The organism is Massilia sp. CT11-137 (assembly GCF_047302885.1).
In the GTDB taxonomy this organism is placed as follows: domain Bacteria; phylum Pseudomonadota; class Gammaproteobacteria; order Burkholderiales; family Burkholderiaceae_D; genus Telluria; species Telluria orientalis.
In genome coordinates, this window is record NZ_JBKYMP010000001.1 from 2,103,401 (window position 1) to 2,130,093 (window position 26,693).

General features: G+C 65.4%; 22 protein-coding genes. 15 read left to right on the forward strand and 7 right to left on the reverse strand.

The window, feature by feature from the left end; translation table 11 throughout:
- Window positions 1-95: 95 nt before the first annotated feature.
- Both ahpC and ahpF read left to right on the forward strand, forming a co-directional pair.
- Window positions 96-659 carry an alkyl hydroperoxide reductase subunit C gene (ahpC, locus tag ACEN98_RS09485; RefSeq protein ID WP_056136676.1) on the forward strand — a complete coding sequence of 188 codons (564 nt, stop codon included), beginning with the start codon at window positions 96-98 and terminating at the stop codon, window positions 657-659.
- A 250-nt stretch (window positions 660-909) separates the two neighbouring features.
- The gene (gene ahpF, locus ACEN98_RS09490; protein ID WP_413383779.1) at window positions 910-2,487 is read left to right on the forward strand and encodes an alkyl hydroperoxide reductase subunit F; all 1,578 of its coding nucleotides are present in this window, start codon (window positions 910-912) and stop codon (window positions 2,485-2,487) included.
- An 83-nt stretch (window positions 2,488-2,570) separates the two neighbouring features.
- Here the strand turns inward: ahpF and ACEN98_RS09495 are convergent, their stop codons facing one another.
- From ACEN98_RS09495 to ACEN98_RS09510, 4 genes are all read right to left on the reverse strand, one after another.
- The gene (locus ACEN98_RS09495) at window positions 2,571-3,188 is read right to left on the reverse strand and encodes an NF038129 family PEP-CTERM protein (protein WP_413383781.1); all 618 of its coding nucleotides are present in this window, start codon (window positions 3,186-3,188) and stop codon (window positions 2,571-2,573) included.
- A gap of 11 nt (window positions 3,189-3,199) precedes the next feature.
- Window positions 3,200-4,744: a glycoside hydrolase family 30 protein gene (locus tag ACEN98_RS09500; RefSeq protein WP_413383783.1), complete on the reverse strand. Its 1,545-nt coding sequence runs from the start codon at window positions 4,742-4,744 to the stop codon at window positions 3,200-3,202.
- Window positions 4,745-4,776: 32 nt separating this feature from the next.
- Window positions 4,777-6,003 (reverse strand): glycoside hydrolase family 30 beta sandwich domain-containing protein, encoded by a 1,227-nt coding sequence (locus ACEN98_RS09505; protein ID WP_413383785.1) that lies wholly within the window; start codon window positions 6,001-6,003, stop codon window positions 4,777-4,779.
- A 373-nt stretch (window positions 6,004-6,376) separates the two neighbouring features.
- The gene (locus ACEN98_RS09510; RefSeq protein ID WP_413383787.1) at window positions 6,377-6,823 is read right to left on the reverse strand and encodes a hypothetical protein; all 447 of its coding nucleotides are present in this window, start codon (window positions 6,821-6,823) and stop codon (window positions 6,377-6,379) included.
- A gap of 437 nt (window positions 6,824-7,260) precedes the next feature.
- Here ACEN98_RS09510 and ACEN98_RS09515 point away from each other — a divergent pair, with 437 nt between their 5' ends.
- From ACEN98_RS09515 to ACEN98_RS09540, 6 genes are all read left to right on the forward strand, one after another.
- Window positions 7,261-8,973: a RecQ family ATP-dependent DNA helicase gene (locus ACEN98_RS09515; protein WP_413383789.1), complete on the forward strand. Its 1,713-nt coding sequence runs from the start codon at window positions 7,261-7,263 to the stop codon at window positions 8,971-8,973.
- A gap of 18 nt (window positions 8,974-8,991) precedes the next feature.
- Entirely contained in the window at window positions 8,992-10,035 is a 1,044-nt protein-coding gene (locus ACEN98_RS09520) for a ligase-associated DNA damage response exonuclease (protein ID WP_413383791.1), read from the forward strand.
- Window positions 10,028-11,659 (forward strand): ATP-dependent DNA ligase, encoded by a 1,632-nt coding sequence (locus tag ACEN98_RS09525; RefSeq protein ID WP_413383793.1) that lies wholly within the window; start codon window positions 10,028-10,030, stop codon window positions 11,657-11,659. The genes ACEN98_RS09520 and ACEN98_RS09525 overlap by 8 nt, the downstream gene beginning before the upstream one ends.
- Window positions 11,656-14,142 (forward strand): ligase-associated DNA damage response DEXH box helicase, encoded by a 2,487-nt coding sequence (locus ACEN98_RS09530; RefSeq protein ID WP_413383795.1) that lies wholly within the window; start codon window positions 11,656-11,658, stop codon window positions 14,140-14,142. Before ACEN98_RS09525 ends, ACEN98_RS09530 begins: the two co-directional genes overlap by 4 nt.
- Window positions 14,139-14,789, forward strand: a complete 651-nt coding sequence (pdeM, locus tag ACEN98_RS09535; RefSeq protein WP_413383797.1) for a ligase-associated DNA damage response endonuclease PdeM — start codon at window positions 14,139-14,141, stop codon at window positions 14,787-14,789. Before ACEN98_RS09530 ends, pdeM begins: the two co-directional genes overlap by 4 nt.
- 69 nt (window positions 14,790-14,858) lie before the next feature.
- Complete coding sequence (locus ACEN98_RS09540; RefSeq protein ID WP_413383799.1) at window positions 14,859-15,959, forward strand: glycine zipper 2TM domain-containing protein; 1,101 nt, start codon at window positions 14,859-14,861, stop codon at window positions 15,957-15,959.
- 84 nt (window positions 15,960-16,043) lie between these two features.
- Here ACEN98_RS09540 and ACEN98_RS09545 read toward each other — a convergent pair whose 3' ends face one another.
- From ACEN98_RS09545 to ACEN98_RS09555, 3 genes are all read right to left on the reverse strand, one after another.
- Window positions 16,044-16,838 (reverse strand): Crp/Fnr family transcriptional regulator, encoded by a 795-nt coding sequence (locus tag ACEN98_RS09545; RefSeq protein WP_371767825.1) that lies wholly within the window; start codon window positions 16,836-16,838, stop codon window positions 16,044-16,046.
- Between the two features lie 419 nt (window positions 16,839-17,257).
- The gene (locus tag ACEN98_RS09550; RefSeq protein WP_036232923.1) at window positions 17,258-17,902 is read right to left on the reverse strand and encodes a response regulator transcription factor; all 645 of its coding nucleotides are present in this window, start codon (window positions 17,900-17,902) and stop codon (window positions 17,258-17,260) included.
- A 136-nt stretch (window positions 17,903-18,038) separates the two neighbouring features.
- Window positions 18,039-18,503: a universal stress protein gene (locus ACEN98_RS09555; protein ID WP_413344797.1), complete on the reverse strand. Its 465-nt coding sequence runs from the start codon at window positions 18,501-18,503 to the stop codon at window positions 18,039-18,041.
- Between the two features lie 371 nt (window positions 18,504-18,874).
- Here ACEN98_RS09555 and ACEN98_RS09560 point away from each other — a divergent pair, with 371 nt between their 5' ends.
- The 7 genes from ACEN98_RS09560 (at window position 18,875) to asd (ending at window position 26,438) form a co-directional block, all read left to right on the forward strand.
- A complete protein-coding gene (locus ACEN98_RS09560; protein ID WP_413383801.1) occupies window positions 18,875-19,756 on the forward strand; it encodes a protein phosphatase CheZ in 882 nt (293 codons plus the stop codon).
- Window positions 19,756-21,654: a chemotaxis protein CheA gene (locus tag ACEN98_RS09565; protein WP_413383803.1), complete on the forward strand. Its 1,899-nt coding sequence runs from the start codon at window positions 19,756-19,758 to the stop codon at window positions 21,652-21,654. Before ACEN98_RS09560 ends, ACEN98_RS09565 begins: the two co-directional genes overlap by 1 nt.
- A 229-nt stretch (window positions 21,655-21,883) precedes the next feature.
- Window positions 21,884-23,284 (forward strand): 3-isopropylmalate dehydratase large subunit, encoded by a 1,401-nt coding sequence (gene leuC, locus ACEN98_RS09570; protein WP_413383806.1) that lies wholly within the window; start codon window positions 21,884-21,886, stop codon window positions 23,282-23,284.
- Window positions 23,285-23,310: 26 nt separating this feature from the next.
- Window positions 23,311-23,433, forward strand: a complete 123-nt coding sequence (locus ACEN98_RS09575; protein WP_413383809.1) for a lipoprotein — start codon at window positions 23,311-23,313, stop codon at window positions 23,431-23,433.
- Between the two features lie 10 nt (window positions 23,434-23,443).
- Window positions 23,444-24,091 (forward strand): 3-isopropylmalate dehydratase small subunit, encoded by a 648-nt coding sequence (gene leuD, locus ACEN98_RS09580; RefSeq protein WP_413383811.1) that lies wholly within the window; start codon window positions 23,444-23,446, stop codon window positions 24,089-24,091.
- 14 nt (window positions 24,092-24,105) lie between these two features.
- Window positions 24,106-25,176 (forward strand): 3-isopropylmalate dehydrogenase, encoded by a 1,071-nt coding sequence (gene leuB / locus ACEN98_RS09585; RefSeq protein WP_413383813.1) that lies wholly within the window; start codon window positions 24,106-24,108, stop codon window positions 25,174-25,176.
- 140 nt (window positions 25,177-25,316) lie between these two features.
- A complete protein-coding gene (gene asd / locus ACEN98_RS09590; protein WP_413343190.1) occupies window positions 25,317-26,438 on the forward strand; it encodes an aspartate-semialdehyde dehydrogenase in 1,122 nt (373 codons plus the stop codon).
- Window positions 26,439-26,693: the final 255 nt, after the last annotated feature.

A 26,693-nucleotide genomic window follows, 5' to 3' on the forward strand; every position in this document is an offset into this window, starting at 1 on the left:
AATTGATAGAATCCGTTCAATCAATTTCACATGAAGGGTGTGACAGGGTATAGTTCACACCTAAGCTTTTTTTAACCCCGAAAGAGGAGTACTGAATGTCCATCATCAACACCGAAATCAAGCCGTTCAAAGCAACCGCTTACCACGCAGGCAAGTTCATCGACCTGACCGAAGCCGATTTCAAAGGCACGTGGTCGGTCCTGATGTTCTACCCGGCGGACTTCACCTTCGTCTGCCCGACCGAGCTGGAAGACCTGGCTGCTTTCCAGCCGGAATTCGAAAAGATGGGCGTCAAAGTCTACGGCGTGTCGACCGACACCCACTTCGCCCACAAGGCGTGGCACGACACGTCGGACGCGATCAAGAAGGTCAACTACCCGCTGATCGGCGACCCGACCGGCCTGCTGTCGCGTAACTTCGAAGTCATGATCGAGGAAGAAGGCCTGGCCCTGCGCGGCACCTTCGTGATCAATCCGGAAGGCCAGATCAAGGTCATGGAAGTGCACGACAACGGCATCGGCCGCGACGCGTCGGAACTGATGCGCAAAGTGAAAGCAGCCCAGTACGTCGCATCGCACCCGGGCGAAGTCTGCCCGGCCAAGTGGACCGAAGGCGCCGAGACGCTGAAGCCGTCGCTGGACCTGGTCGGCAAGATCTGAGTATCGTAGGGTGGGCGGCCTCCGCCCACGCGCGTTACCGCAACAGTAGCACCTGGTAGTACCAGGCACCGGCCGCGAGGGGCGGCCGGTGCCTACCCCCTCCCCACGAGCCCATCCGGAACGGGCCCGCACAGAAAACACAGGCGATCTCGCTAGTCGATCTGCCTTCCAGATTCACTATTTAGATTGGATGGATGCGTCCTTGATGGACCGCATCGGCCTGAACACGACTGAAGAAAAGGATACGATCATGCTCGAACAAGAACTGAAAAACCAACTCGCCGGCTACCTGCAACGCGTCCAGCAACCGTTCGAGATCGTCGCCTCGCTCGACGACAGCGACACGTCGAAGCAAATGCTCGACCTGCTGCAGACGATCCAGGGACTGCGCGCCGACAAGATCACGCTGCGCACGGACGGCAACGACGCCCGCAAGCCGTCGTTCACCCTGAAGCGTGTCGGCACCGACATGAGCCTGCGCTTCGCCGGCCTGCCGCTGGGCCACGAATTCACGTCGCTCGTGCTGGCGCTGCTGTGGACGGGCGGCCATCCGCCGAAAGTCGAGGCCGAGACGATCGATGCGATCAAGGCGCTGGACGGCGACTACGAATTCGAGATGTACATGTCGCTGACGTGCCATAACTGCCCGGACGTCGTGCAGGCCCTGTCGCTGATGGCGATCCTGAACCCGCGGGTGAAGACGACCGTGATCGAAGGCGGCGCGTTCCAGGCCGAAGTCGAGTCGCGCAAGGTGATGGCCGTGCCGATGGTGTTCCTGAACGGCGAACTGTTCGGCTCGGGCCGCATGCTGATCGAAGAGATCGTCGCCAAGCTGGACAAGGGCGCCGGCGCCCGCGACGCCGCCAGGCTGAACGCGAAGGATCCGTACGACGTGCTGATCGTCGGCGGCGGCCCGTCGGGTGCGGCAGCGGCCGTGTACGCGGCCCGCAAAGGCATCCGCACCGGCGTCGCGACGGAACGCTTCGGCGGCCAGGTGAACGATACGATGTCGATCGAGAACTACATCTCCGTGCTGGAAACGGACGGCCCGAAATTTTCGGCCGCGCTGGAAGCGCAGGTGCGCCACTACGGCGTCGACATCATGACGCAGCAGACGGCGGCGAAAATCATCCCGCCGTCGGCGCCCGGCGAACTGGTCGAGGTGCAGTTCGAGAACGGCGGCTCGCTGAAGTCGAGCACCGTGATCCTGTCGACTGGTGCGCGCTGGAGGAACGTGAACGTGCCGGGCGAGCAGGCGTACAAGAACGCCGGCGTGAACTACTGCCCGCACTGTGACGGCCCGCTGTACAAGGGCAAGCGCGTGGCCGTCATCGGCGGCGGCAACTCGGGCGTGGAAGCGGCGATCGACCTGGCCGGTATCGTCGAGCATGTGACGCTGATCGAATTCGCGTCGCAGCTGAAGGCGGACGCCGTGCTCGTCAACAAGGTCGAGAGCCTGTCGAACGTGACGATCCACGTGAACGCGCAGACGACGGAAATCACCGGCGACGGCAGCAAGGTGGGCGGCATCAAGTTCAAGGACCGCATCAGCGGCGAGGAACACCACGTGCCGCTGGCGGGCGTGTTCGTGCAGATCGGCCTGGTGCCGAACACCGAGTTCCTGAAGGGCACGGTGGAATTGTCGCGCTTTGGCGAGATCGTCGTGGACGCCCACGGCCGCACCAACATCCCGGGCGTGTTCGCCGCGGGCGATGCGACGACGACGCCGTTCAAGCAGATCGTCATCGCGGCGGGCGAGGGTGCGAAGGCGGCGCTGTCCGCGTTCGACTACCTGATCCGGATGCCGGTGGCCGTCGAAGCAGCGTAAGCGTTCAATGGTAAAAAAAGCCCGGGCGGGAAACCGTCCGGGCTTTTTTGTTTCCAAAAACCGGGGTCAGAGCCCGGTTTTGATCAATTTCCCAAATTCGGGCTCTGACCCCGGTTCCGGCGCCGCAGTGCCAGTGCGGCCAGTACGCAGCCCGTCGCGAACAGGGGCAGGCTGGCCGGTTCCGGTACCTTCGTGGCGGTCACGAACGCAGTGTCGGCCCAGACCGTGGCCGGTGCGCCCGGCATCAGGTCGATCGACGCGACGTTGCCCGTCGTGCCCGGCACGTAGTTGTCGAGCGCCGCGTTCACCAGGGCGATACCGAAGCCGGTGCCGATCGTGCCGCCGGGCGCGATGTCGAACGCGGCGTCGAAGCTGAACAGGCCGCCGAACGTCACCGCCTGCAGCAGTTCGTTGAACGTCTGCCCGTTGCCGAGCGTGACCGCGGCGCCGATGTCGCCGCCGACGTCGCCCGTCGGCAGCGCGGTGGCGCCGAACGCGCCCGTGAAATGGGTCAGCGTGGCCGTTGCCGGCGCCGCGCCTGCCAGGGCCGCGAACGTCAGGTCGAGATAGCCGGTGCCCGTCAGGCTCGTCGTGTCGACAGTAAAGTGGATCGTCGGACCGGCGAACGCGGTGTTCGCACCGCCGGCGAGGGCCAGCGCCAGCAGGGTGCGTGTGAAGAAGGATGTCAGGTACTTGATCATGGCGAAGTCTTTCAGAACGTGATGCCTTGGAGTTTCGGGGTATAGGCGATGGCGCCCTTCGATGGGTTGCCGAACGTCGTCGTCACGGTGACGGTGGCGCCGGGCGCGAGCTGGTTCACGGGCAGCGCGATGGTTGGCACGCCGTTCACGTCACCCTGTCTGTTGTCGAGCGTGACGCCCGCCGTGAGGCCTTCCAGCACGAAGCGCAGCGTCGATGCCGTGAGCGTCGCGCCCGTCGTATTCGTGAACGACACCGTGCCGCTGAACTGGCCCGTGAAGCGGTTCGCCGTCAGGCCGCCCTGCACGATCTTCACGCTGCCGGTGAGGTCGGCGACGGCCGGCTGGCTCACGAAGGTGCTGACGCTGGACGGTTCCAGGTCGGCGCTGGCGCCGCCCGCGATGACCGGGTAGTCGCCCGCATAACTCTCGTTGGTGGCGGCCGACGTGACATAGCGCTGCAGGGTGCGCGGCGCGCCGCTGCCGAACGTCAGGTCGACGCGGCGCTGGGCCGTGCCGTTGTTGACCGCCACGACGACGACCTTGCCGTCGCCGCCCTTGTACGCGGTCACGTACACGTCCGGGTAGGGATTCTGCGTGGCGCCGATGCGCACGTAGCCGGGCCGCACGAATTTCGCGTACTGCGACATGATCCAGCCGCGCTTGCTGACGTTGCCGTCTTCCGTGATCAGGCCGTAGAACCGGCGGATGTACCACCACACATACGCGCTGTAGTTCGCCGCCATGCTCCGGTGGACCTCGATCGCGACCGGCATCGCCTTCGCCCAGTCGTTGGCGTCCGACGTGCTGTCCGTGTAGTGTTCCGTCATCCACACCTCCTTGCCCTTGGCGCGCGCGAGCGGGTAGTCGCTGGGCGTCGTGCCGTACAGATGGCCCGCCACGATCGAGAGCTGGGCCGCCGCGCCCGCGTCGTTCAGGATCGGATCGGACAGCACCTTGCGCATGCCCAGCGATTCCGGCGCCATCAGCTTGAGGCCGGCGAAGCGCGGGCCCTGCGACTTGATGAAGTCGATGAACTGGGCGGACGTCCACGTGCAGCCTTCGTAGTCCGGATCCCAGTCCGGCTCGTTCTGCACGGAGATGCCGTACAGCTGGGCGCCGTTCGTGCGCATGTAGTCCGCGAAGCCCAGCAGGTGCGTGGCGTAGTCCGGGTAGTAGCTGGGGATCAGGCTGCCGTGCGCGATGGCGTTCGACGTCTTCATGTACGCCGGCGGCGTCCACGGCGTGGCGAACAGGGTGACGCCCTTGGCCTTCGCCAGCTTCGCCGTCGGCAGCTGCGTCGCCCACGCGGTGCTGGACGGGTCGATGCGCATCCGCATGACCGTCAGGCCGATCTGGCCCGGGCCCGTGCCGAACGCGGTGTCGACCTGCGCCGGCGTCAGGTCGGCGATCCAGCCCGCGCCGTTATGCCCGCCGAATCCGCGGATGACCTGGTAGGTCGTCGCGGGATCGATGGCGACCGTCTGCGCGATGGCCGCGGGGAACGCCGATATCGCGAGCAGGGGCAGGCTCCATCGTAGTAATCGTTGTTTCAGCATGACTCATCTCCTCCTGGGTTGGTTTTATTGACTTACTGACTTACAAACGTGTTGACGCTGCCGGGATCGATCCACGCGGTCGCGACGCCGCCCGTCACCGTGTACTGGCCGGCATAACCGGTGTTGTCGGTCGACGTGGTGCGGTATTTCGTGAAGCCGGGGGCGGCGCTGCCGACCTGCAGCTGCAGCTGGCGCTGCGACGTGCCGTTGTTGATGGCCACGACGACCAGTTTGCCGGCGGTGTTCTTGTAGGCGGTGACGAAGACGTCGGCATACGGTTTTTCCGTCGCGGCGACGCGCACGGAACCGGGGCGGACGTATTTCGCGAACTGCGCCATGATGTAGCCGCGCTTGCTGACGTTGCCGTCTTCCGTCAGCAGGCCGTAGGAGCGGCGGATGTACCACCACACGTAGGCGCTGTAGTTGGCCACCATGCTGTTGTGCAGTTCCAGCGCCACCGGCATCGCCTTCGACCAGTCGTTGGCGCTGGACGTGCTGTCGGTGAAGTGCTCCGTCATCCACACCTCCTTGCCCTTTGAGCGGGCGAGGGGATAGTCGCTCGGGTTCACGCCGTACAGGTGCCCGGCGACGATGTCGAACTGAGGCGCGGCCGTCGCGCTGCCCAGGACCGGATCGGTGAGCGGCTTGTAGAAGGTGGCGGACTCGCCCGCGATCACCTGGTAGGTACCGAAGCGCGACCCCTGGCTCGACAGGTAATCGATGAATTGCTGCGAGTTCCACAGGCAGCTTTCGTAGTCCGGGGCGAAGTCGGGTTCGTTCTGGATCGAGATGGCGTACAGCGCGGCGCCGCCGGCCTGCATCGTGCTCGCGAAGTTCAGCAGGTGCGTGGTGTAGTCGCCATAGCGGCTCGGCAACAGGCTTCCCTGGACCAGGCTATTGTTCGTCTTCATGTTCGCCGGCGGCGTCCACGGCGTCCCGAACAGGATGACGCCCTTCGCCTTGGCGAGTTGCGCGGACGCCAGTTGCGTGGACCACTTGCTGGGATCCGGATCGATGCGCAGGCGCATGATGGACAGGCCGATCTGGCCCGTGCCGGTGCCGAATGCGGCGTCGACCTGGGCAGCGGTCAGCTCCGCCGCCCAGCCGGCGCCGCTGAAGCCGCCGAAGCCGCGCACGGTCTGGTACGTCGTGGCCGGGTTGATGGCGACCGTCTGCGCGGACGCGCCGGCGGCCAAGGCGGACAACATGACGAGCGCCGACGCGACGCGGCGGGTGGTGCGCGAAAAAGCATGGGGCATGAACATCTCCGTGGTTCGGGTTGATTGCCGGGCGGGGGCGGCCCGGAGTTCACTGCGTGTGCTGCTTTTGCTGCGGACCCGTGCCGGGATCGCCGGCGGGCAGGACGAGCGACGCCCGTGCCCGCTGTGGGAGCACAGGATCACCGTGAAAAAAAGCGGACTGGCGGGTCGCGCGCTCAGCGCGGGGCGGGACGAGAGGGGGGACGCGGTCGGCGCTGCGGGATCAGGGTGTGCGGCATATCTCCTCCGATTATTGTTATTTGCTGTTATTTCACAAAATTATGTTTGCGATAACATTTTATGACAACTATCTTATGCCTCGGTGGATGCCTGATCAAACCAAAGATTGTTAGCGATAATTCACAAATTGTATTTATGCCAACCGGGTGGAGGCCATGTCGCGCGCGTGCCGGCGCCGCTGGCCGTCGCGTCGCTCGACGTGGGGGCGCGAGGGGACCGGATGGGCGCCCGTACCGTCCAGCCCGAACTCCAGCGCATGACGCAGCGCACGCACGGTGACAGGTTTCGTGACGGTGGCGCTGAACGCGTGATACAGCGGCGGGAAGGGTTCGTCCTCGTCGAGCAGCAGGATCGTGGGGGTGTCGGGCGCGAGGCGCGAGAGTTCGCCGGGCAGCGAGCGCCGGTCGCCGGCGGCGTGCGCGCTGGAGGTGAGGATCACGTCGAAGCGCAGCGCCTGCATGGCGTTCAGCGTCGCCTGCGCCGTCGTCGTCTCGGCGACAACGTAGCCGAGCGACTTGAGCAGGGTGACACTGTGGCGGCGTGCGGCCGCGTCATCGTCGAATATCAGGGCGTACTTCATGATGAGTCCTCCTGGCTCAGGTATGGCGACCTCCTCATATTGTTCAACTGTTAATTTGTAACAAATGATACGGAAGGCAACGAGCGGATACGTGGCGTCTTCAGTGGTAAAACAGCGGCGCGAAGCCATTCAACGCATCGGTTTCGCACAGCAGCCACGTCGCCGCGCTCGTGAGCGCGAGCCAGGCTGCGGTAAAGGGAGCGGGCAGGAAGCGGACCATGATGAACCTCCGAATGCGGATTGCTGTCGGGTTGATGTTGATGTCATCTTAGAACGTGTTCTTGAGAGAAACTATCGGCTGGCAATCCGTCACTCTGTAGGAATAAAGCTCGTCGCCTTGTATGAACGCTTGTGGTCGCTCGTGCACGGCATCCTACGGTGACTGTAGGTTGCGTCCTATGGTGTGTGGCCGTGCTCAGGCTTACATTGGCATCATCATGACCACACACGATCCCAAACTCCTCCACAAGGGTGTACTCGCGGTTCGCCGCAACACCATCCGCCGCCTGCTGCATACGGTGTTCGGCATCGAACACCTGCGCGACGGCCAGCAACGCGTGATCGACAGCGTCCTCGATGGCAGGGACACGCTGGCGATCATGCCGACCGGCAGCGGTAAATCGCTGTGCTACCAGATCCCCGCCCGCATCCTGGACGGCATGACGGTCGTCGTCTCGCCGCTGATCTCGCTGATGAAGGACCAGCTGGAAAAGCTCGGGGAACTCGGTATCCGCGCCGAGCAGGTCAACAGCAGCCTGTCGGCGGAAGAGGAGAGGAACGCATTGGCCGCGATCGCGGAGGGCCGCTGCGAGATCGTGTTCTGCACGCCCGAGCGCCTCGTCATGCCCGAATTCGTCGATGTGCTGAAGGCCGTGAAAATCGCCCTCGTCGTCGTCGACGAAGCCCACTGCATTTCGCAATGGGGCCACGACTTCCGCCCGGCCTATCTCGAGATGGCCGGCGCGATCGGGGCGCTGGGCCGCCCGCCCGTGCTGGCGCTGACGGCCACCGCGACGGAAGACGTGGTCGACGACATCGGCCGCCAGCTCAATCGCCCGCGCATGAACGTCATCAACACGGGCATCTACCGGCCGAACCTGCAGTACGCGGTCGTGCAGGTGACGAACCCGGACGAGAAACTGCAGCAAGCGCTGCGCCTCGTGCGCGACACGGCGGGGACGGGCATCGTCTACGCCGCGACCGTCAAGGCGGCCGAGGAGATGCACCAGCTGCTGCTGGACGCCGGCGAATCCGTCACCCTGTACCACGGCAAGCTGCACGCCGCCGAACGCAAGGCGAACCAGGAGCTGTTCATGAACGACGAGCGGCGCGTCATGGTGGCGACGAACGCGTTCGGCATGGGCATCGACAAGCCGGACACGCGCTTCGTGATCCACCTGCAGATCCCCGCGAACCTGGAAGCCTATTACCAGGAATCGGGCCGCGCGGGCCGCGACGGCCGGGATGCCAGCTGCACCCTGCTGTTCCTGCAGGACGACAAGCGCGTGCAGCAGTTCTTCCTCGTGAAGCACTATCCGACGGCGGACGAGATCCGCGCCGTGTACGAGGCCGTGCACGCGCTCACGGAAAGCGGGACGGCGACGCCGGATCGCGTGGATGACGTCGCCGGCGAACTCGCGGGGCCGCATCTGAAGGTGTGTTTGAAACTGCTGAAGGATGCGAAGCTGCTGCGCCAGAACCGCAAGCTCGCGTACCTGCCCGGCAGCGCGTCGCCCGAGGATAAACTGTTCGCGGCGATGGCCGAGGTGTATCGCCAGAAGCAGGAGCGCGACAAGGAAGCGCTCGAACAGATGGTATCGTATGCCGTGAGCGGTTTCTGCCGCTGGAAGCTGCTGCTCGATTATTTCGGCGACGAGGTCGAAGGCTTCGAGAAGTGCTGCCGCTGCGATAACTGCTTGAATCCGCCGGCCGCCGTGCTGACGGAAGATATCGACATCCGCGACGACGAATTCGACCGCGAACCGGACGCGGACGCGCCGGCCGGCCCCGCGTTCGACGTGGGCGCGCGCGTCACGGTACCGAAGTATGGCGAAGGCGTCGTGCTGTCCGTGGCCGGGGACCAGGTCCACATCGGGTTCCCGGACGGCGAGCAGCGCGCGTTCCTCGCCGATTTCGTCACGCTGGTCTAAAAGGAGGACGCCGAACGCATGGGCGACATGGTCATCGTAAGGAAGGAAGGCCTGTACTGTGTGCCGGGCCAGTTCTACATCGACCCGTGGCGGCCGGTCGACCGGGCCGTCATCACCCATGCCCACGGCGACCATGCGCGCTGGGGCCACAAGCATTACCTGGCCTCGCAGCAGAGCGTCGGCATCCTGAAGTCGCGCCTCGGCCAGGACATCAACATCGAGGGGCTTGCATACGGCGACAAGGTCGTCCACAACGGCGTGACGATCTCGCTGCACCCGGCCGGCCACGTGCTTGGCTCCGCCCAGATCCGGATGGAGCACCAGGGCGAGATCTGGGTCGCGTCGGGCGACTACAAGGTCGAGCCGGACGCCACGTGCGCCCCGTTCGAGGCCGTCCGCTGCCACACGTTCATCACGGAATCCACGTTCGGCCTGCCGATCTACCGCTGGGATCCGCAGCAGGAAGTCTTCGACGACATCAACCGCTGGTGGCGCCGCAATGCCGATGAAGGCCGCACGAGCATCCTGTACGCCTACGCGTTCGGCAAGGCGCAGCGCCTGCTCTGTGGGTTGGACCCTTCTGTCGGGCCCATCGTCTGCCACGGCGCCGTCGAGCCGCTGAACCGCATCTACCGCGAGGGCGGCGTGGTCCTGCCGCATACGCAGATGGTCAGCGAGACGGACAAGGCGGATTTGAAAAAGGCGCTCGTGCTGGCGCCGCCGTCCGCATCCGGCTCGCCGTGGACGCGCCGCTTCGGCGACTATTCCGACGCCTTCGCCAGCGGCTGGATGCTGCTGCGCGGTGCCCGTCGGCGGCGCGGCGTCGACCGCGGTTTCGTGCTGTCCGACCATGCCGATTGGCCCGGTTTGCTGGACGCGATCCACGCCACCGGCGCCCAGCAGGTGATCGTCACGCACGGTTCGATACCCGTGATGGTGCGCTGGCTGTGCCAGATCGGCCTCGATGCGAAAGCGTTCGACACGGAATACGGCGAGGAGGACGACGAAGCCGTCACGGCCACGCCGGAAGAACCGCAGGCGGAGGAGGCGAAGGATGCGTGAATTCGCCCGCCTGTACGCCGAACTCGACGAAACCACCGCCACCAACCGCAAGCTCGAGGCGCTGCAGAATTACTTTGCCAGCGCCGCCCCGGAAAACGCCGCCTGGGCCGTGTACTTCCTCGCGGGCGGCAAGCCGCGCCAGGCCGTGCCGAGTAAACTCATGCGCCAGTACGCCATCGAATACGCGGGCCTGGACGAGTGGCTGTTCGACGAATCGTATGCGGCCGTCGGCGACATGGCCGAGACCATCGCCCACATCCTGCCGCCGCCCAAGCGCCACAGCGACGTGGGCCTGGCCGTGTGGATGGAAGAGCGCATCGGCCCGTTGCGCGGCGCCGATCCGGGCAGGATCCGGGAAGCGCTGTTCTCGTACTGGGACGAACTCACGTGGCGCGAACGCTTCCTGTTCGTGAAACTGATCGGCGGCGGCTTTCGCGTGGGCGTGTCGAAGCTGCTCGTCACGCGCGCGCTGGCGTCCATCGCCGCGGTCGACTCGAAACTGATCGCGCAGCGCCTGATGGGCTGGACGGATGGCCGTGTCAAACCGACGGCGACGGGGTTCCTGCAACTGATCGCGGCGCAGACCGACAACGAGCACCAGCTGCGCGGCGGCCAGCCTTACCCCTTCTTCCTCGCGCACCAGCTGCAGGGCGAGCCTGCTGCCTTGGGCGACATGGGCGACTGGCAGGTCGAGTGGAAGTACGACGGCATCCGCGCGCAACTCGTGCGGCGCGGCGGCCAGAACTACCTGTGGTCGCGCGGCGAGGACCTGATCACGGAACGCTTCCCGGAGCTCGCGAGTCTATCCCTGCCGGACGGCACCGTGATCGACGGCGAGGTGCTGATCTGGACGACGGGCGATTCGCCGGCACCGTTCGCCGACCTGCAGAAGCGCATCGGCCGCAAGACGCTCTCCGCCAAACTGCTGGCCGAGCTGCCCGCGGTGCTGCTCGCGTACGACCTGCTGGAGCTGGACGGCGTCGACACGCGCGCGCTGCCCCAGCACGAACGGCGCGCGCTGCTGGAGACGCTCGTCACGGGCGCGGCGCAACCGCAGCTTCGCATCTCGCCGCTCGTGACGGCCGACTCGTGGGACGATCTCGGCAAGCTGCGGGCGGAGTCGCGGGCGCGCGGCGTCGAAGGCATGATGCTGAAGGCGCGGAACGCGCAGTACGGCGTGGGCCGCACGAAGGACGTGGGCACGTGGTGGAAGTGGAAGATCGATCCGTATGCCGTCGACGCGGTGCTGATCTATGCGCAGGCGGGCAGCGGCCGGCGCGCGTCGCTGTACACGGACTACACGTTCGCCGTGTGGGATGGCGAGGGCGACGCGCGCAAGCTCGTCCCGTTCGCGAAAGCCTATTCGGGCCTCACGGACGCGGAGATCGCGCAGGTCGACAACATCATCCGCAAGACGACGGTCGAAAAATTCGGTCCCGTGCGCTCGGTGCGGCCGACGCTGGTGTTCGAGATCGGCTTCGAAGGCATCGCGCTGTCCACGCGCCACAAGGCCGGCATCGCCGTGCGCTTTCCCCGTATCCTGCGGCGGCGTGACGACAAGCCCGTCGAAGAGGCGGATACGCTCGATACGTTGAAGGGCCTGCTCGGAGCGGCCGGGCCATGAGCAGGACGCAGGCGGAGCAGGCCGTCGACGCGTGGTTCGCCGCGCGCGGCTGGAAGGTGTTCCCGTTCCAGCGCGCCGTGTGGAAGGCCGCGCTGGCCGGCGAATCGGGCCTGCTGCACGCGAACACCGGCGCGGGCAAGACGTACGCGGTCTGGTTCGCCGCGCTGCTGCGCGGCGCCAAGCGCACGCGGCGTGCGAATACCGGCCTGCGCGTGCTGTGGATCACGCCGATGCGCGCGCTGGCGGCGGACACGCAGCGGTCGCTGGAAGTGTCGGCGGCCGAGCTGGGCGCCGCGAGCCCTGACGTCATCGGCACGTGGTCGATCGGCGCGCGCACGGGCGACACGGGCGCGGCCGAGCGCGCGCGCCAGTCCAAGGCGCTGCCCGGTGCGCTGATCACGACGCCGGAAAGCCTGTCGCTGCTGCTGTCGCACGCGGCCGCGCGCGACCAGTTCAAACACCTGGACATGATCATCATCGACGAGTGGCACGAGCTGATGGGCAGCAAGCGCGGCGTGCAGGTGCAGCTCGCGCTGGCGCGGCTGCGGCGCTGGAATCCGGGCCTCGTCGTGTGGGGCCTGTCGGCCACGATGGGCAACCTGGCGGAAGCGCGCGGCGTGCTGCTGGGCGATCCGGAGGCGGGCGTGCTCGTCGAAGGCGACCTGAAAAAACAGATCGTCGTCGACTGCCTCGTGCCCCAGGGCGTCGCGCGCTTTCCGTGGGCGGGCCACCTGGGCCTGCAGATGCTGCAGCCCGTGATCGACGAGATCGAGCGGCACGCCGCGACGCTGGTCTTCACGAACACGCGTTCGCAATCGGAGCTGTGGTACCAGAACATCATCGAGGCGCGCCCGGATTGGGCCGGCCTCGTCGCGCTGCACCACGGCTCGCTCGACCGCGAGGTGCGCGAATGGGTCGAGACGGGCCTCAAGCGCGGCGACCTGAAAGCCGTCGTGTGCACGGCGAGCCTGGACCTGGGCGTCGACTTTTTACCCGTCGAGCGCGTGCTGCAGGTGGGCAGCGCCAAGGGCATCGCGCGGCTGCTGCAGCGCGCGGGCCGCAGCGGCCACGCGCCGGGCCGCATCTCGCGCGTGACGCTCGTGCCCACGAACAGCCTGGAATTGCTGGAAGCGGCCGGCGCCAAGCGCGCCGTCGCGACGCGCCGCATCGAAGCGCGGCAGGTACCGAACAAGCCGTTCGACGTGCTCGTGCAGCACCTCGTCACTGTCGCGCTGGGCGGCGGCTTCCGGTCCGACGAGTTTTACGAGGAAGTGACGAGCGCGTGGTCGTACCGCCTCCTCACGCCGGAGGAATGGCAGTGGGCGCTGGACTTCGTTGCGCGCGGCGGCCAGAGCCTGACGGTGTATCCGGAGTACAAGCGCGTGCTGCCGGACGAGGAGGGCGTCTACCGTGTGCCCGACGTGAAGATCGGCCGGCGCCACCGCATGGGGATCGGCACCATCGTGTCGGATGCGCAGATGCAGGTGAAGTACGTGAGCGGCGGCCGCATCGGCAGCGTGGAGGAATCGTTCATCGGGCGCATGAAGCCGGGCGACCGCTTCCTGTTCTCCGGCCGCATCCTGGAACTCGTGCGCGTGCACGAGATGACGGCGTACGTGAAGCGTTCGGACTCGACGCGCGGCGCCGTCAGCCGCTGGATGGGTACCAAGATGCCGCTGTCGTCCGAGCTCGCGCATGCGGCGCTGGAAGAACTCAAGCTGGCCAGGGAGGGCATCTACGACGGGCCGGAAATGCACGCGCTGCAGCCGCTGCTGGAGATCCAGGCGCGCTGGTCGGCGCTGCCCGACAGCGACGTGCTCGTCGTGGAAAGCATGAAGAGCCGCGAGGGGTATCATTTGTTCCTGTATCCGTTCGCGGGACGGGCCGTGCACACGGGGCTCGCGTCGCTGTTCGCCTACCGCGTGGGGCGCGTGATGCCGAGTACCTTTTCCATCGCCGTCAACGACTACGGGTTCGAACTGCTGGCGCCCGAAGCGGTCGACTGGGCGACCGTGTTCAATGCGGAGACGGGCGCCGACGTCGGCCTGTTCGACACGTCGCATTTGCTCGAGGATGTGCTGGACAGCCTGAACGCGACGCAGTTGTCGCAGCAGCGCTTCCGCGAAGTGGCGCGCATCGCGGGGCTCATCTTCCAGGGCTATCCGGGCCAGCACAAATCCATGCGCCAGGTGCAGGCGTCGTCGTCGCTGTTCTTCGAAGTCTTCCGCAAGCACGACAGCGGCAACCTGCTGCTCACGCAGGCCCAGCGCGAAGTGCTGGAGCAGGAACTGGAACTCACGCGGCTGCGCGACACGCTCGTCGAACTGCATGCGCGCCGCGTCGCCTTCCGCGAGGTGAAGCGCGCGACGCCGTTCGGCTTTCCGCTGATGGTCGAGCGCTTCCGCGAGAAGGTCAGCACGGAAAAGCTGGCGGACCGCGTCGCGCGCATGGTGCGCGAGCTCGAAAAGGCGGCCGGGGCATGAGCGGTGTCACCGTCGACGTTGCCGGAGAACAGCTCGTGCTGCTGCCGCAGAAAGCCGTGTTCTGGCCGCGTGAAAAACTGCTGGCCATCGCCGACATCCACTTCGGCAAGGCGGCCGCGTTCCGCTCGTTCGGCATCCCCGTCCCGCGCGGGACGACGATGGAAAACCTCGACGCCCTCGATGCCCTCATCGATGCGACCGGCGCGAACCACGTGCTGTTCCTCGGCGACTTCCTGCATGCGCGCGCGGCGCACGCGGCGGGCACGCAGGCCGCGCTGCTCGCATGGCGCCGGCGGCGCTGCGACCTCGTGCTGACGCTCGTGCGCGGCAACCACGACAAGCATGCGGGCGACCCGGCCGACGTGCTCGGCATCGACCTCGTCGACGAGCCGTACACGGTCGGCCCGCTGTCGTTCTGCCACCACCCGGACCTGGACGCGCCCGGCTATGTGCTGGCGGGTCACGTGCATCCCGTGTATGTCTTGGCGACACGTTTCGACGCCCTGCGGCTGCCGTGCTTCGTCCTAGGTCCTGATCGGATGATCCTGCCGTCTTTCGGATCTTTTACCGGTGGACACGCCATCCGTCCGGAGGAGGGCGATCGCATTTTTATTACCTCTGGGGAAGCCGTGCACAGCGTTCGCTAACGCACCGAGCCCGTCCAGTGCGCGGCGTAAGCTGGTCTTATCGACAACAAGACGAAGTCGGAGGACCCCATGGCAACAACCCGACAGACATTGGCCGCGGCCGTCGTAGCCGCGCTGCCTCTGCTCTCGATGACCGTGACGACGCCCGTGCAAGCGCAGGATCACCCGCGCGCGGCGCGGCTGGCACCCCGCATCGATGGTTTCAACGTGGACGAAGTGCGGCGCCTGGAACCGGGCACCGAGCTGAACTTCGACCTGTACGGCACGCCGGGCGGCTATGCCACCCTGCGCATCGATGGCGCCACGCGCAACCTGACCCTGCAGGAAACGTCGCCGGGTACCTACCAGGGCACGTACACGATCGGCACGCACGACCGCATCAACCCCGGCAGTGCCGTCACCGCGAACCTGCGCGTAAACGACATGGTCACGACGCGGCTGCTGGCCGAATCGATCGTGCGCGGACCGGGCCGTGACGACCGCAGCGACCGCACGGCGTCCAACATGCCGCACGTGGAGCGCTTCGACGTACGCGGCAGCGACGATCTCGGTCCGGGCAACGAATTGAAATTCACCGTGCGCGGCACGCCGGGTGCCAAGGTCGAGGTGCAGATTGCCGGTTCGCGCGGCATCTTCTTCCTGCCGGAAGTGCGGCCGGGCGAGTACAGCGGCCTGTACACGATCCGCCGCGACGACCGTATCGCGCCGGATGCGGCCGTCACCGCCACGATCCGCGCCAATGGCCGTTATTCGACGGCCACGCTGGGACAACCGCTGATGGCGGGCGGCAACGGCCAGGGCCTCAATCCGAATAACCAGCCGCGCGTGGCGCGTTACTGCACGAATTGCGCGACGGTGGAAGCCGTCAACGTCGTGCAGGTCAGCGGCGACGGCAGCTACCTGGGCACCGGTGCCGGCGCCGTCGTGGGCGGCCTGCTGGGCAACCAGGTCGGCAGCGGCAGCGGACGCACGGCGGCCACCGTCGCGGGCGCCGTCGGCGGCGCGATCGCGGGCCGCGAGATCGAACGCAATGCCAACGCGCGGCAGCGCTTCGAAGTCGTCGTGCGCTACGCCAACGGTGCCACGCAGACGATACCGTACGAAAACAATCCGGGCTTCCGGGTGGGCGACCGCGTGAAGGTCAGCGATGGCGTGCTGATCCGTGACTGATGCGCGACTGATCCGTCCGTATCAGAAAACAGAAAGCCGGCTTCCGCGAGGAACCGGCTGTTCTCGTTTGACGCGGGAAACGGTTCAGACTGTGGCCAGGACCTGACCGTCGCCTGCGCTGTCCGCTTCGGCCTTGTGCTTGGCGTTCTGCTTGGCGCGCGAGCGCGACGGCGGCAGGCGGCGCAGCGTCTTGAGGGCGTCCGGATCCTTGATGCCGATGGTGCGCTGGTCGACGGTGATCAGGCCGATTTCGTTAAAGGCGGACAAGGTGCGGCTGACCGTCTCGAGCGTCAGGCCGAGATAGCTGCCGATCTCATGGCGCGTCATGCGCAGGTTGAACAGTTTGCTCGAATACCCCATCGCGGCGAAACGTTCCGCCAGCGAGATCAGGAACCGGGCCACGCGCGCTTCGGCCGACAGGGCGCCGAGCATGCCGATCATGGCCTGTTCGCGCACCAGTTCGCGGCTCATCACGCCGTACATCAGATTCTCGAGCTCGGCATGCACGCGGCCGAGCGCGGTGAGTTTCTTGAACGGCACGAGGATCAGGTCGCAGTCGGACAGGGCGACGGCTTCCGACGCGTAATGGCGTGTGTGGATGCCGTCGACGCCGAGCATGTCGCCCTTCATCGGGAAGCTGAGCACCTGTTCGTTGCCGAATTCGTCGATCAGCACGGTTTTCAGGAAACCGGAGTTGACGATGTACAGGGTGTCGAAAGCCTGGCCGATCGTGTGCACGCGCTGTCCGGTCTTGAACTGTACGTGCTGGAACAGCAATTCCTCGGTGTTCATCGAGACGGCGGCCGGGATGTGGAGCAGGTCGCAGACCTCTTTCAGGTTCGACCAGAGACGGCCCTGGCGTTGGCGTCCGGCTTCCATCTGTGACGAGTGCAGGGTCGACGGGGAGGCGTTACGTTGTTCTGAAGTTAGCTGGGACTGCATACTCATCTCCAGGTTTAGGATTTCAAAGAACCAAGCTGCGGTCCGGTGGTGCCAGTGCGGTATCGGAGCCACAGAGCTGACTGGATACGGATATGGACCGCAGGCAAGTCGAAACGCTGAAGTCAGTATGCCAACACGAGTCCGGCATTAATATCAGCAACGGCTGAATGTGTAGTAGGAGGGAGCGTCAGCTTGTAGGAATTTTCTTACTGCCAAGCTGCCGATGGAGGGGGAATCAAGAGTGAGGCGCGTGTAGGATTACGCGAGCGGACGGCAGGCCCTGCGTGGCCGGAAAGCGCCGGGGCAGGGCACGAAAAGTGTCGCCAGAATGTCAAATCTGTTTCGTGCGGAGCCGTTCAGGCTTTCATCGGCGCAAGCAGACGATGCGCCACAGCGTACTGGACCATTTCGGACAGCGAGGTCATGCCCATTTTCTGCATGATGCGGGTCTTGTGGGTACTCACCGTCTTGACGGACAAGTGCAGGTTGTTGGCGATCTCCGTGATCGATTTGCCGCCCACGAGGAGCGAGAATACCTCGAATTCGCGATCCGAGAGCTGCTTGTGCAGCAGCTGTTCGTTCGGCGCCATGATGTTCAGCGCCAGCTGCTCGGCCACTTCCGTGCTGATGTACGGGCGGCCGGATGCCACCTTGCGGATCGCCCCGACGAGCTGCGTGCCGGCACTTTCCTTGGTGAGATAGCCTTGGGCGCCTGCCCGAATGGCGCGCACGGCGTACTGCTCTTCCTCGTGCATCGTCAGGATCAGGATGGCGAGCTTGGGCGCTTCACTGCGCACCTGGCGGATCAGGTCGACGCCGCTGCGGCCCGGCATGGACAGGTCCAGCAGCAGCAGGTCGAAGCCGCCCTGGCGTACCAGCGACAGCACTTCGAAGCCGTTGATGGCTTCGCCGACGATCTCGATGTCGAGCGCCCCGTCGAGGATACGCTTGAGGCCCTCGCGCATGATCGTGTGGTCGTCGGCGATGACAATGCGAATCATAGGATGTCCCTTGGGGATCAATTGTAAAATGAAGGTAAAAAGATATCACAGAAGCAACACTGACGTTGCCTTTTTTTCGGACAACGCCTGCTGTCCGATGCCGCGCCGTGGAGCCGCGGTTACTGCGGCAGGCGCGTCAGGTGCCGGGCTCCCGGATCAGGCGGTGCACCAGCACGGGCTTGGTCGTATGCGACAGCACCTTGTTGGTCACGCTACCTAGCAGCAACTGTCCCCAGCCGCTGCGGCCGTGCGACCCCATGAAGACCAGGTCGCAGTGTTGCTGTTCCGCAACGTCCACGATCTTCAGCGCCGCAGCGTCGGAAAACGCCGTCATGCAGGCGTGCTTCAGGCCGCAACCTTCCGCAGCACGCATGATGGAGCCCATGTACTCCTCGCCGAGGCGCTTCATCTGCTGGACGTACTCCTCCTCGCTGGGGTAGGCGGGCGGCACGATCTCGACATACACGGGGTACTGGTACTCGGGCGCGACGAACAGGGCGAGCACTTCGGCCCCCATCTGTCGTGCGAACTTGACGCCGGCACAGGCGGTGTGCTGCGACACCGAGGAGCCGTCGGTGGTGATCAGAATTTTCTGGTACATGGTGAGTCCTCCCTCACGTCACGCTACCTTCTCATTGTAGTTCGCGTTTCCCCTCTTGGCGGAATGTAAATGCTTGATCTTGCTCAGGGATGTGCTCGGCATTCGGCGCCCAAATACCGGATGTCACAAATGCCTCCGCGATAAAAAAATACAACACTTGCTTTGTGAAAATATTCAGAAAATGCTGTAAAAGATTGTCGACAGGCCAAGATTACTCACCAATCGGCAACGCCGGCATTTCAGAAGATTTACCTACGGCAACCACGCTGATACACTCGTCGGAAATTTGTACCGTCAGTAATGACGGCAGCCGTACGCACACAGCACAGATCATCGCATCGCGACATTTAAATTATGGAGAAGCAGGGACTATGACCGACGCCGCTGACGATTTCGACGCATTATTCGAGGAAGTGGCAGCGCAGCGTGCCAGCGCACCCGCTGCCGCTCCGACGCCGGCGCCCGCGCCCGAACCCGCCGCCGGCGGGGACAGTGGCGATACCGACGACCTGGAGGCCCTGTTCGACCAGGTCGCGGCCACCAGCGCGCCGGCCCCGGCTGTCGTGCCTGCTCCGGCCGCTCCGGCCGCTCCGGCCGCTGCCGCTCCGGCCGAGGGCGGCGAGGAAGAACACAAGGGGATGTACGAGCGCCTCGGCGGCATCGTGCGCCTGCTGCACGATTCGCTGCGCGAGCTGGGCTACGACAAGGCCCTGACCGAGGCGTCGTCCCAGATCGTGGACGCCCAGGACCGCCTGGAATACGTCGCCACCCTGACCGAACAGGCCGCCAACAAGGTGCTGAACACCCTGGACGACGGCATGCCGGCCCAGGACCTGCTGTCCAAGCAGGCCAAGGACATGGAAAACCGCTGGGACGACCTGTTCGCCGGCAAGCTCTCGATCGAACAGTTCAAGGCCCTGGCCGGCGATTCGAAGCAGTTCGCCCAGCTCGTGTCGGAAGCGACCGAAGCCGAGAAGGCGCGCCTGCTCGAGATCATGATGGCCCAGGACTTCCAGGACATCACCGGCCAGCTGATCAAGAAAGTGGTCGTGATTACGAAGACGGTCGAGAACGAGCTGACCCAGCTGCTGAAGGACAGCGCTCCGCCCGACGTGAAGGAAAAACTGGCGCAGAAACAGGCCGCGCAGGAACAGCCGCAGCCGCCGCAGCAACTGATGTCGGGTCCGTCCGTGCCGTCCGCGGCGCTCGACCAGGACAGTGTCGATGACCTTCTTGCCGATCTGGGATTCTAATGGATGAAATGCTCAAGGATTTCGTCGTCGAGGCGATGGATCTTGCAGCGAATGTCGAAGAGCATCTGCTGCACCTCGAACGCGATCCCGACAACAAGGAAACGCTGAACGCGGTCTTCCGCTCGTTCCACACGATCAAGGGTGGCGCGGGTTTCATGGGGCTGCCGGCGCTCGTCGCCGCCTGCCACCTGACGGAAAACCTGTTCGACGCGCTGCGCACCGGCGCCGCTCCCGTCACGCCGGGCGCGATCGAAGCGTCGCTGCAGGCGTCGGGCTTCGTGGCCGACCAGCTCAATGACCTGAACAACGGCGCCACGCCGGACCAGCTGCCGCAGATGCCGGCCGATCTCGAGCGCATGCTCAAGGACGCCATCGCCGGCAACGACGCCGCGCCCGCGCCGAAGGCCACGCCCACGCCTGCGCCCGTGAAGGCTGCCCCGGCGCCGGTCGCGGCCGCACCGGCACCGGCCGCGCCGGGCGCCGACGGTCTCGATTGGGAAGCGATGTACCTGGCGGTCGTCCCGCCGGGCACGTACACCCCGGCCGAGGGGCCTGCCGCCGCGCCGGCCGCAGTCGTCGACGCTGTCGCCGCACCCGTCGCCGCGCAAGTAGCGGCCGCGCCGGCGGAAGCCGCCGCGCCCGCCGCATCCGGCAAGCCGGGCTGGGACGGCGTCGAGCGCCGCAACGACAACAAGCCGGCCAGCACCGGTCCCGCGAAGGACGAGAGCATCCGTATCGACGCGGTCAAGCTGGACGCGCTGCTGGAAGTGGCCGGCGAATCCGTGCAGGCCGCGAACCAGGCGGCCGTGCTGCTGGAACGCCTGTCGCAGTTCAAGTTCGAGGGCCAGGCCGCCACCTTGATGGCCACGCTGACGGAAACGCTGGAGCGCGCGTCGCGCTACTCGGCCGAACTGCAGCGCGCCACGCTGGCGACCCGCATGCAGCCGGTGGGCCGTTTGTTCCAGAAATTCCCGCGCCTCGTGCGCGAACTGGCGAAGGACCTGGGCAAGGACGTCGAGCTGACCATCGAAGGCGCCGAGACGGAAGTCGACCGCGTCGTCGTGGACAGCCTGTACGACCCGCTCGTGCACATGCTGCGCAACGCGCTGGACCACGGCGTCGAGTCGCCGGAAGACCGCGTCGCCAACGGCAAGCCGGCGAAGGCCTACATCCTGTTGAAGGCGTGGCAGGAAGCGAACAGCGTCATGATCGTGCTGCAGGACGATGGCCGCGGCATGGACCCGGCCAAGCTGCGCAAGAAGGCAATGGAGAAGGGGCTCATTTCCGAGAGCCAGGCGACGAGCGACGACGAGGCGTACCAGCTCGTGTTCCTGCCGGGCTTCTCCACCAAGGAAGTGGCGTCGTCGGTCTCGGGCCGCGGCGTGGGCATGGACGTGGTCAAGACGGCCGTCGAGAAGAACCGCGGCGCGATCCGCATCGACTCCAACCTGGGGACCGGTACGAAGTTCTCGATCCGCCTGCCGATCGAACTGTCGATCGTGCCGACCATGCTCGTGTCGACGTCGGGCGCGCAGCTGGCCCTGCCGATGGCGGTGGTCGAGCGCGTCGTCGAACTGCCGGAGACCTTCATGCAGGTCGGCGGCGCCCCGGTGCTGAAGGACCAGGGCCGCCCGCTGCCGGTGCGTTCGCTGGCGCTGTCGCTCGGCTACGAGGAATGCGTCGAGCGCGTGGGCATCGTCATCAACGCCCCGCAGCCGTACATCATCGCGGTGGAAGCCGTCGACGGCACGGCCGACCTGGTGATCAAGCCGATGACGGCCCTGAACGTCGAAGGCATCACGGGCACGGCACGTTCGGCGGAAGGCTCGCTCGTGCTGGTCGTCGGCCTGTCGTTCCTGATGGATGGTTGCCGCACTACCGTGAGGTTGGCCGCGTAAAAAGCGGGTTGCAGCATTTTTGCCACAAAGCTACGAAAAGCCTGCGCAGGAAATGCGCGGGCTTTTTTTATTTGTGCGTCTGCAAATGGGTCCGAACAAAATTTTTACACGGATGAGTTCATTGGAATAATCGTGCTCGAAGGGCATTGCTTCCGCATTGCACAAATATGGCATAATCAAAGACCATGCCCGCATGTAGCGGTCGTTTCTCTGGACTTCGCAACTCATTATGTTAAAAACGCTCTACGACAAACTTTGGGATTCGCATGTCGTGCGTGCCGATGCGGATGGCACCACCGTGCTGTATATCGACCGTCACCTGGTCCACGAAGTCACCAGCCCGCAGGCGTTCGAAGGCCTGCGCGAAGCCGGCCGCCCGCTATGGCGCACTTCGGCCAATCTTGCCGTAGCCGACCACAACGTGCCTACTACCGACCGCTCGCACGGCATCGCCGACCCGACCTCGCGCCTGCAGGTCGAGACGCTGGACAATAACACCAAGTCCTTCGGCGTCACGTACTTCAACATGAACGACAAGCGCCAGGGCATCGTGCACGTGATCGGCCCGGAGCAGGGCGCCACGTTGCCGGGCATGACCGTCGTGTGCGGCGACTCGCACACGTCGACGCACGGCGCATTCGGCGCGCTGGCCCACGGCATCGGCACGTCGGAAGTGGAGCACGTGATGGCCACGCAGACGCTGCTTGCGAAGAAATCGAAAGCTATGCTGGTGCAGGTCGACGGCGACCTGCCGGCCGGCGTGACCGCCAAGGACATCGTGCTCGCGGTGATCGGCAAGATCGGCACCGCCGGCGGCACGGGCTATGCCATCGAATTCGGCGGCTCGACGATCCGCTCGCTGTCGATGGAAGGCCGTATGACCGTCTGCAACATGGCGATCGAAGCGGGCGCGCGCGCCGGCATGGTCGCCGTCGACGACACGACCATCGAGTACGTCAAGGGCCGCCCGTTCGCACCGGTGGGTCCGCAGTGGGAACAGGCCGTCGCGTACTGGCGCACGCTGCACTCGGATCCGGGCGCGAAGTTCGACCTCGTCGTGCAACTGAACGCCGCCGAGATCCGTCCGCAGGTGACCTGGGGCACGTCGCCCGAGCAGGTCACGACGATCGACGGCCGCGTGCCCGATCCGGACAAGGAAAAAGACCCCGTCAAGCGCGACGCGATGGAAAAAGCGCTCGTCTACATGGACCTGAAGCCGAACACCGCGATGGAAGACATCCGCATCGACAAGGTGTTCATCGGTTCCTGCACCAACTCGCGCATCGAGGACCTGCGCGCCGCCGCGGCCATCGTGCGCGGCCGCCAGCGCGCGTCGAACGTCAAGCTGGCGATGGTGGTGCCGGGCTCCGGCCTCGTGAAGGAACAGGCGGAACGCGAAGGTCTCGACCAGATCTTCAAGGCCGCCGGCTTCGAATGGCGCGAGCCGGGCTGCTCGATGTGCCTCGCGATGAACGCCGACCGCCTGGAACCGGGCGAGCGCTGCGCATCGACGTCGAACCGCAACTTCGAAGGCCGCCAGGGCCAGGGTGGCCGCACGCACCTGGTGTCGCCGGCCATGGCCGCGGCGGCTGGTATCGCGGGCCACTTCGTCGACGTGCGCCGGTTGTGACGCCACAGCAAACAACGAGAAACACAATGAAGAAATTTTTCGCTCTCGCACTCATCGCCATCGCTGTCGCCGGCTGCAACACCATTTCGGGCGTCGGGAAGGACGTGCAGAAAGTCGGCCAAGTGATCACGGGCGCCGGCGGCAAGTAAGGACCAGGACATGGATAAATTCACCGTACACGAAGGACTGGTGGTCCCGCTGGACCGGGCCAACGTCGACACCGACGCCATCATTCCGAAGCAGTTCCTCAAGTCGATCCGCCGCACCGGCTTCGGCCCCAACCTGTTCGACGAGTGGCGCTATCTCGACCACGGCGAACCGGGCATGGACAACAGCAAGCGCCCGGTCAATCCGGACTTCGTGCTGAACCAGCCGCGCTACGCCGGCGCGTCGATCCTGCTGACCCGCAAGAACTTCGGCTGCGGCTCGTCGCGCGAGCACGCGCCGTGGGCCCTGCAGCAGTATGGCTTCCGCGCCGTCATCGCACCGAGCTTCGCCGACATCTTCTTCAACAACTGCTTCAAGGGCGGCATGCTGCCGATCGTCCTCACCGAGGCGCAGGTCGACCAGCTGATGAATGAAGTGAAGGCGTTCCCGGGCTATCAGCTCGTCATCGACCTCGAGAAGCAGACCGTGGGCACGCCGGACGGCCACCTCGCGTTCGAATTCGCCATCGACGACTTCCGCAAGTACTGCCTGCTGAACGGCCTGGACGACATCGGCCTCACCTTGCGCCACGCCGACGACATCCGAGCCTTCGAAGAACGCCACCTGCGCGCCCAGCCGTGGCTCGCCAACACCATCTGAACGAGAACAAGAACATGAAGATTGCCATCCTGCCGGGCGACGGCATCGGTCCCGAAATCACCGCGCAAGCTGTCAAGGTGCTGAACGCACTGGGCGAGTCCTTCGAACTGGAAAGCGCGGACGTCGGCGGTGCCGGCTATGCCGCGCACGGCCACCCCCTGCCGCAAGGCACGCTGGCGCTGGCGAAGGCCGCGGACGCCGTGCTGTTCGGCGCCGTCGGCGACTACAAGTACGACTCGCTGGAGCGCGCGCTGCGTCCGGAACAGGCCATCCTGGGCCTGCGCAAGGAGCTGGGCCTGTTCGCCAACCTGCGTCCCGCGATCCTGTATCCGGAACTGGCCGGCGCCTCCACGCTGAAGTCGGAAGTCGTGTCGGGCCTGGACATCCTGATCATCCGCGAACTGACGGGCGACATCTATTTCGGCAAGCCGCGCGGCGTGCGCGAATGCCCGGACGGTCCGTTCGCGGGCCAGCGCGAAGGCTTCGACACGATGCGCTATGCGGAAGGCGAGATCCGCCGCATCGCCCACGTCGCGTTCCAGGCCGCGCGCAAGCGCGACCGCCGCGTGACGAGTGTCGACAAGGCCAACGTGCTGGAGACGTTCCAGTTCTGGCGCGACATCGTCACCGACGTGCACAAGGACTACCAGGACGTCGAGCTCGAACACATGTACGTCGATAACGCCGCGATGCAGCTCGTGCGCGCGCCGAAGAAGTTCGACGTGATTGTCACCGGCAACATGTTCGGCGATATCCTGTCCGATGCGGCCGCGATGCTGACCGGCTCGATCGGCATGCTGCCGTCGGCGTCGCTGGATGCGAACAATAAAGGCCTGTACGAGCCGTCGCACGGTTCGGCGCCGGACATCGCGGGCAAGGGCGTCGCGAATCCGCTGGCGACGATCCTGTCCGCCGCGATGATGCTGCGCTTCTCGCTGGGCAAGGCCGAACAGGCCGACCGCATCGAGAACGCCGTCAAGAAGGTGCTGGCCCAGGGCCTGCGCACGCCGGACATCCACGAGGAAGGCACGACGCGCGTCGGTACGGAACAGATGGGCGACGCGGTCGTCAGCGCGCTGGGTTAATTCGACGTTACGTGAAGGTGGGCTCGGGGAGCCCACCCTACGGCGTCACGAAGCGTAGGGTGGGCACCCCCGTGCCCGCCGACATGCAAGAAATCAGGAATACGCCGACTGGGGCGGAATAACTTAAACGAGGGATCAAAATGAAACTAGTAGGTCTGGTTGGTTGGCGCGGCATGGTCGGTTCGGTCCTCATGCAGCGCATGCAGGACGAGGGCGATTTCGCCCACATCGAGCCGGTGTTCTTTACCACCTCGAATCCGGGTGGCGATGCGCCGAAGATGGCGAAGAACGAAACCAAGCTGAAAAGCGCAACCGACATTGCCGAACTGTCGAAATGCGAGATCATCATCTCGTGCCAGGGCGGCGACTACACGACCGAAGTGTTCCCGAAACTGCGCGCTAGCGGCTGGAACGGCTACTGGATCGACGCCGCGTCCACGCTGCGCATGAGCGACGACGCCGTCATCGTGCTGGATCCGGTCAACCTGAACGTCATCAAGGACGCGATGGTGAACGGCGTGAAGAACTTCATCGGCGGTAACTGCACCGTGTCGTGCATGCTGATGGGTCTCGGCGGCCTGTTCAAGAACGACCTGGTCGACTGGATGACGTCGATGACGTACCAGGCCGCATCGGGCGGCGGCGCGCAGCACATGCGCGAGCTGCTGACCCAGTTCGGCACCATCAACTCGGCCGTCAAGAACCTGCTGGACGACCCGGCTTCGGCGATCCTGGAAATCGACCGCGGCGTGCTGGCCACCCAGCACGGCCTGTCGGCCGAGGAAACGAAGCAGTTCGGCGTGCCGCTGGCCGGCAACCTGATCCCCTGGATCGACAAGGACCTGGGCAACGGCCAGTCGAAGGAAGAGTGGAAGGGCGGCGCCGAGACCAACAAGATCCTGGGCCGTCACAACGGCTCCAATGTGATCCCGGTCGACGGTCTGTGCGTCCGTATCGGCGCGATGCGCTGCCACTCGCAGGCGCTGACCATCAAGCTGAAGAAGGACGTGCCGCTGGACGAGATCAACGACATCATCGCGAACGACAACCAGTGGGTGAAGTTCGTGCCGAACACGCGCGAAGCGTCGGTGCGCGACCTGACCCCGGCCGCCGTCACGGGCAGCCTGACGATCCCGGTCGGCCGCGTGCGCAAGATGTCGATGGGCCCGGAGTACATCTCCGCGTTCACCGTCGGCGACCAGCTGCTGTGGGGCGCCGCCGAGCCGCTGCGCCGCATGCTGCGCATCGTGCTGGACAAGTAATGCTGTTCACCTGCGGCTGAAGGAAGGGCGGCTCACGGATCGCCCCGAAGGGCGGCTCGCGGATCGCCCCGAAGGGCGGTTCTCGGATCGCCCCGAAGGGCGGCTCTCGGATCGCCTCAAAGGGCGGCTCTCGGATCGCCCCAAAGGGCGGCTCACGGATCGCCCCAAAGGGCGGCCCCCGGCCGCCCTTTGTCATTCTGGATCCGGTAGCGAATTGACACCGGATCATCCAAAAAACATCATAAGTCTGAATAG

Excerpts from the sequence above, each read along its gene's own strand:
- ahpC (WP_056136676.1), top strand. The coding sequence starts at position 96 with ATGTCCATCATCAACACCGAAATCAAGCCGTTCAAAGCAACCGCTTAC.
- ahpF (WP_413383779.1), top strand. The coding sequence starts at position 910 with ATGCTCGAACAAGAACTGAAAAACCAACTCGCCGGCTACCTGCAACGC.
- ACEN98_RS09495 (WP_413383781.1), bottom strand. The coding sequence starts at position 3,188 with ATGATCAAGTACCTGACATCCTTCTTCACACGCACCCTGCTGGCGCTG.
- ACEN98_RS09500 (WP_413383783.1), bottom strand. The coding sequence starts at position 4,744 with ATGCTGAAACAACGATTACTACGATGGAGCCTGCCCCTGCTCGCGATA.
- ACEN98_RS09505 (WP_413383785.1), bottom strand. The coding sequence starts at position 6,003 with ATGCCCCATGCTTTTTCGCGCACCACCCGCCGCGTCGCGTCGGCGCTC.
- ACEN98_RS09510 (WP_413383787.1), bottom strand. The coding sequence starts at position 6,823 with ATGAAGTACGCCCTGATATTCGACGATGACGCGGCCGCACGCCGCCAC.
- ACEN98_RS09515 (WP_413383789.1), top strand. The coding sequence starts at position 7,261 with ATGACCACACACGATCCCAAACTCCTCCACAAGGGTGTACTCGCGGTT.
- ACEN98_RS09520 (WP_413383791.1), top strand. The coding sequence starts at position 8,992 with ATGGGCGACATGGTCATCGTAAGGAAGGAAGGCCTGTACTGTGTGCCG.
- ACEN98_RS09525 (WP_413383793.1), top strand. The coding sequence starts at position 10,028 with ATGCGTGAATTCGCCCGCCTGTACGCCGAACTCGACGAAACCACCGCC.
- ACEN98_RS09530 (WP_413383795.1), top strand. The coding sequence starts at position 11,656 with ATGAGCAGGACGCAGGCGGAGCAGGCCGTCGACGCGTGGTTCGCCGCG.
- pdeM (WP_413383797.1), top strand. The coding sequence starts at position 14,139 with ATGAGCGGTGTCACCGTCGACGTTGCCGGAGAACAGCTCGTGCTGCTG.
- ACEN98_RS09540 (WP_413383799.1), top strand. The coding sequence starts at position 14,859 with ATGGCAACAACCCGACAGACATTGGCCGCGGCCGTCGTAGCCGCGCTG.
- ACEN98_RS09545 (WP_371767825.1), bottom strand. The coding sequence starts at position 16,838 with ATGGAAGCCGGACGCCAACGCCAGGGCCGTCTCTGGTCGAACCTGAAA.
- ACEN98_RS09550 (WP_036232923.1), bottom strand. The coding sequence starts at position 17,902 with ATGATTCGCATTGTCATCGCCGACGACCACACGATCATGCGCGAGGGC.
- ACEN98_RS09555 (WP_413344797.1), bottom strand. The coding sequence starts at position 18,503 with ATGTACCAGAAAATTCTGATCACCACCGACGGCTCCTCGGTGTCGCAG.
- ACEN98_RS09560 (WP_413383801.1), top strand. The coding sequence starts at position 18,875 with ATGACCGACGCCGCTGACGATTTCGACGCATTATTCGAGGAAGTGGCA.
- ACEN98_RS09565 (WP_413383803.1), top strand. The coding sequence starts at position 19,756 with ATGGATGAAATGCTCAAGGATTTCGTCGTCGAGGCGATGGATCTTGCA.
- leuC (WP_413383806.1), top strand. The coding sequence starts at position 21,884 with ATGTTAAAAACGCTCTACGACAAACTTTGGGATTCGCATGTCGTGCGT.
- ACEN98_RS09575 (WP_413383809.1), top strand. The coding sequence starts at position 23,311 with ATGAAGAAATTTTTCGCTCTCGCACTCATCGCCATCGCTGTCGCCGGC.
- leuD (WP_413383811.1), top strand. The coding sequence starts at position 23,444 with ATGGATAAATTCACCGTACACGAAGGACTGGTGGTCCCGCTGGACCGG.
- leuB (WP_413383813.1), top strand. The coding sequence starts at position 24,106 with ATGAAGATTGCCATCCTGCCGGGCGACGGCATCGGTCCCGAAATCACC.
- asd (WP_413343190.1), top strand. The coding sequence starts at position 25,317 with ATGAAACTAGTAGGTCTGGTTGGTTGGCGCGGCATGGTCGGTTCGGTC.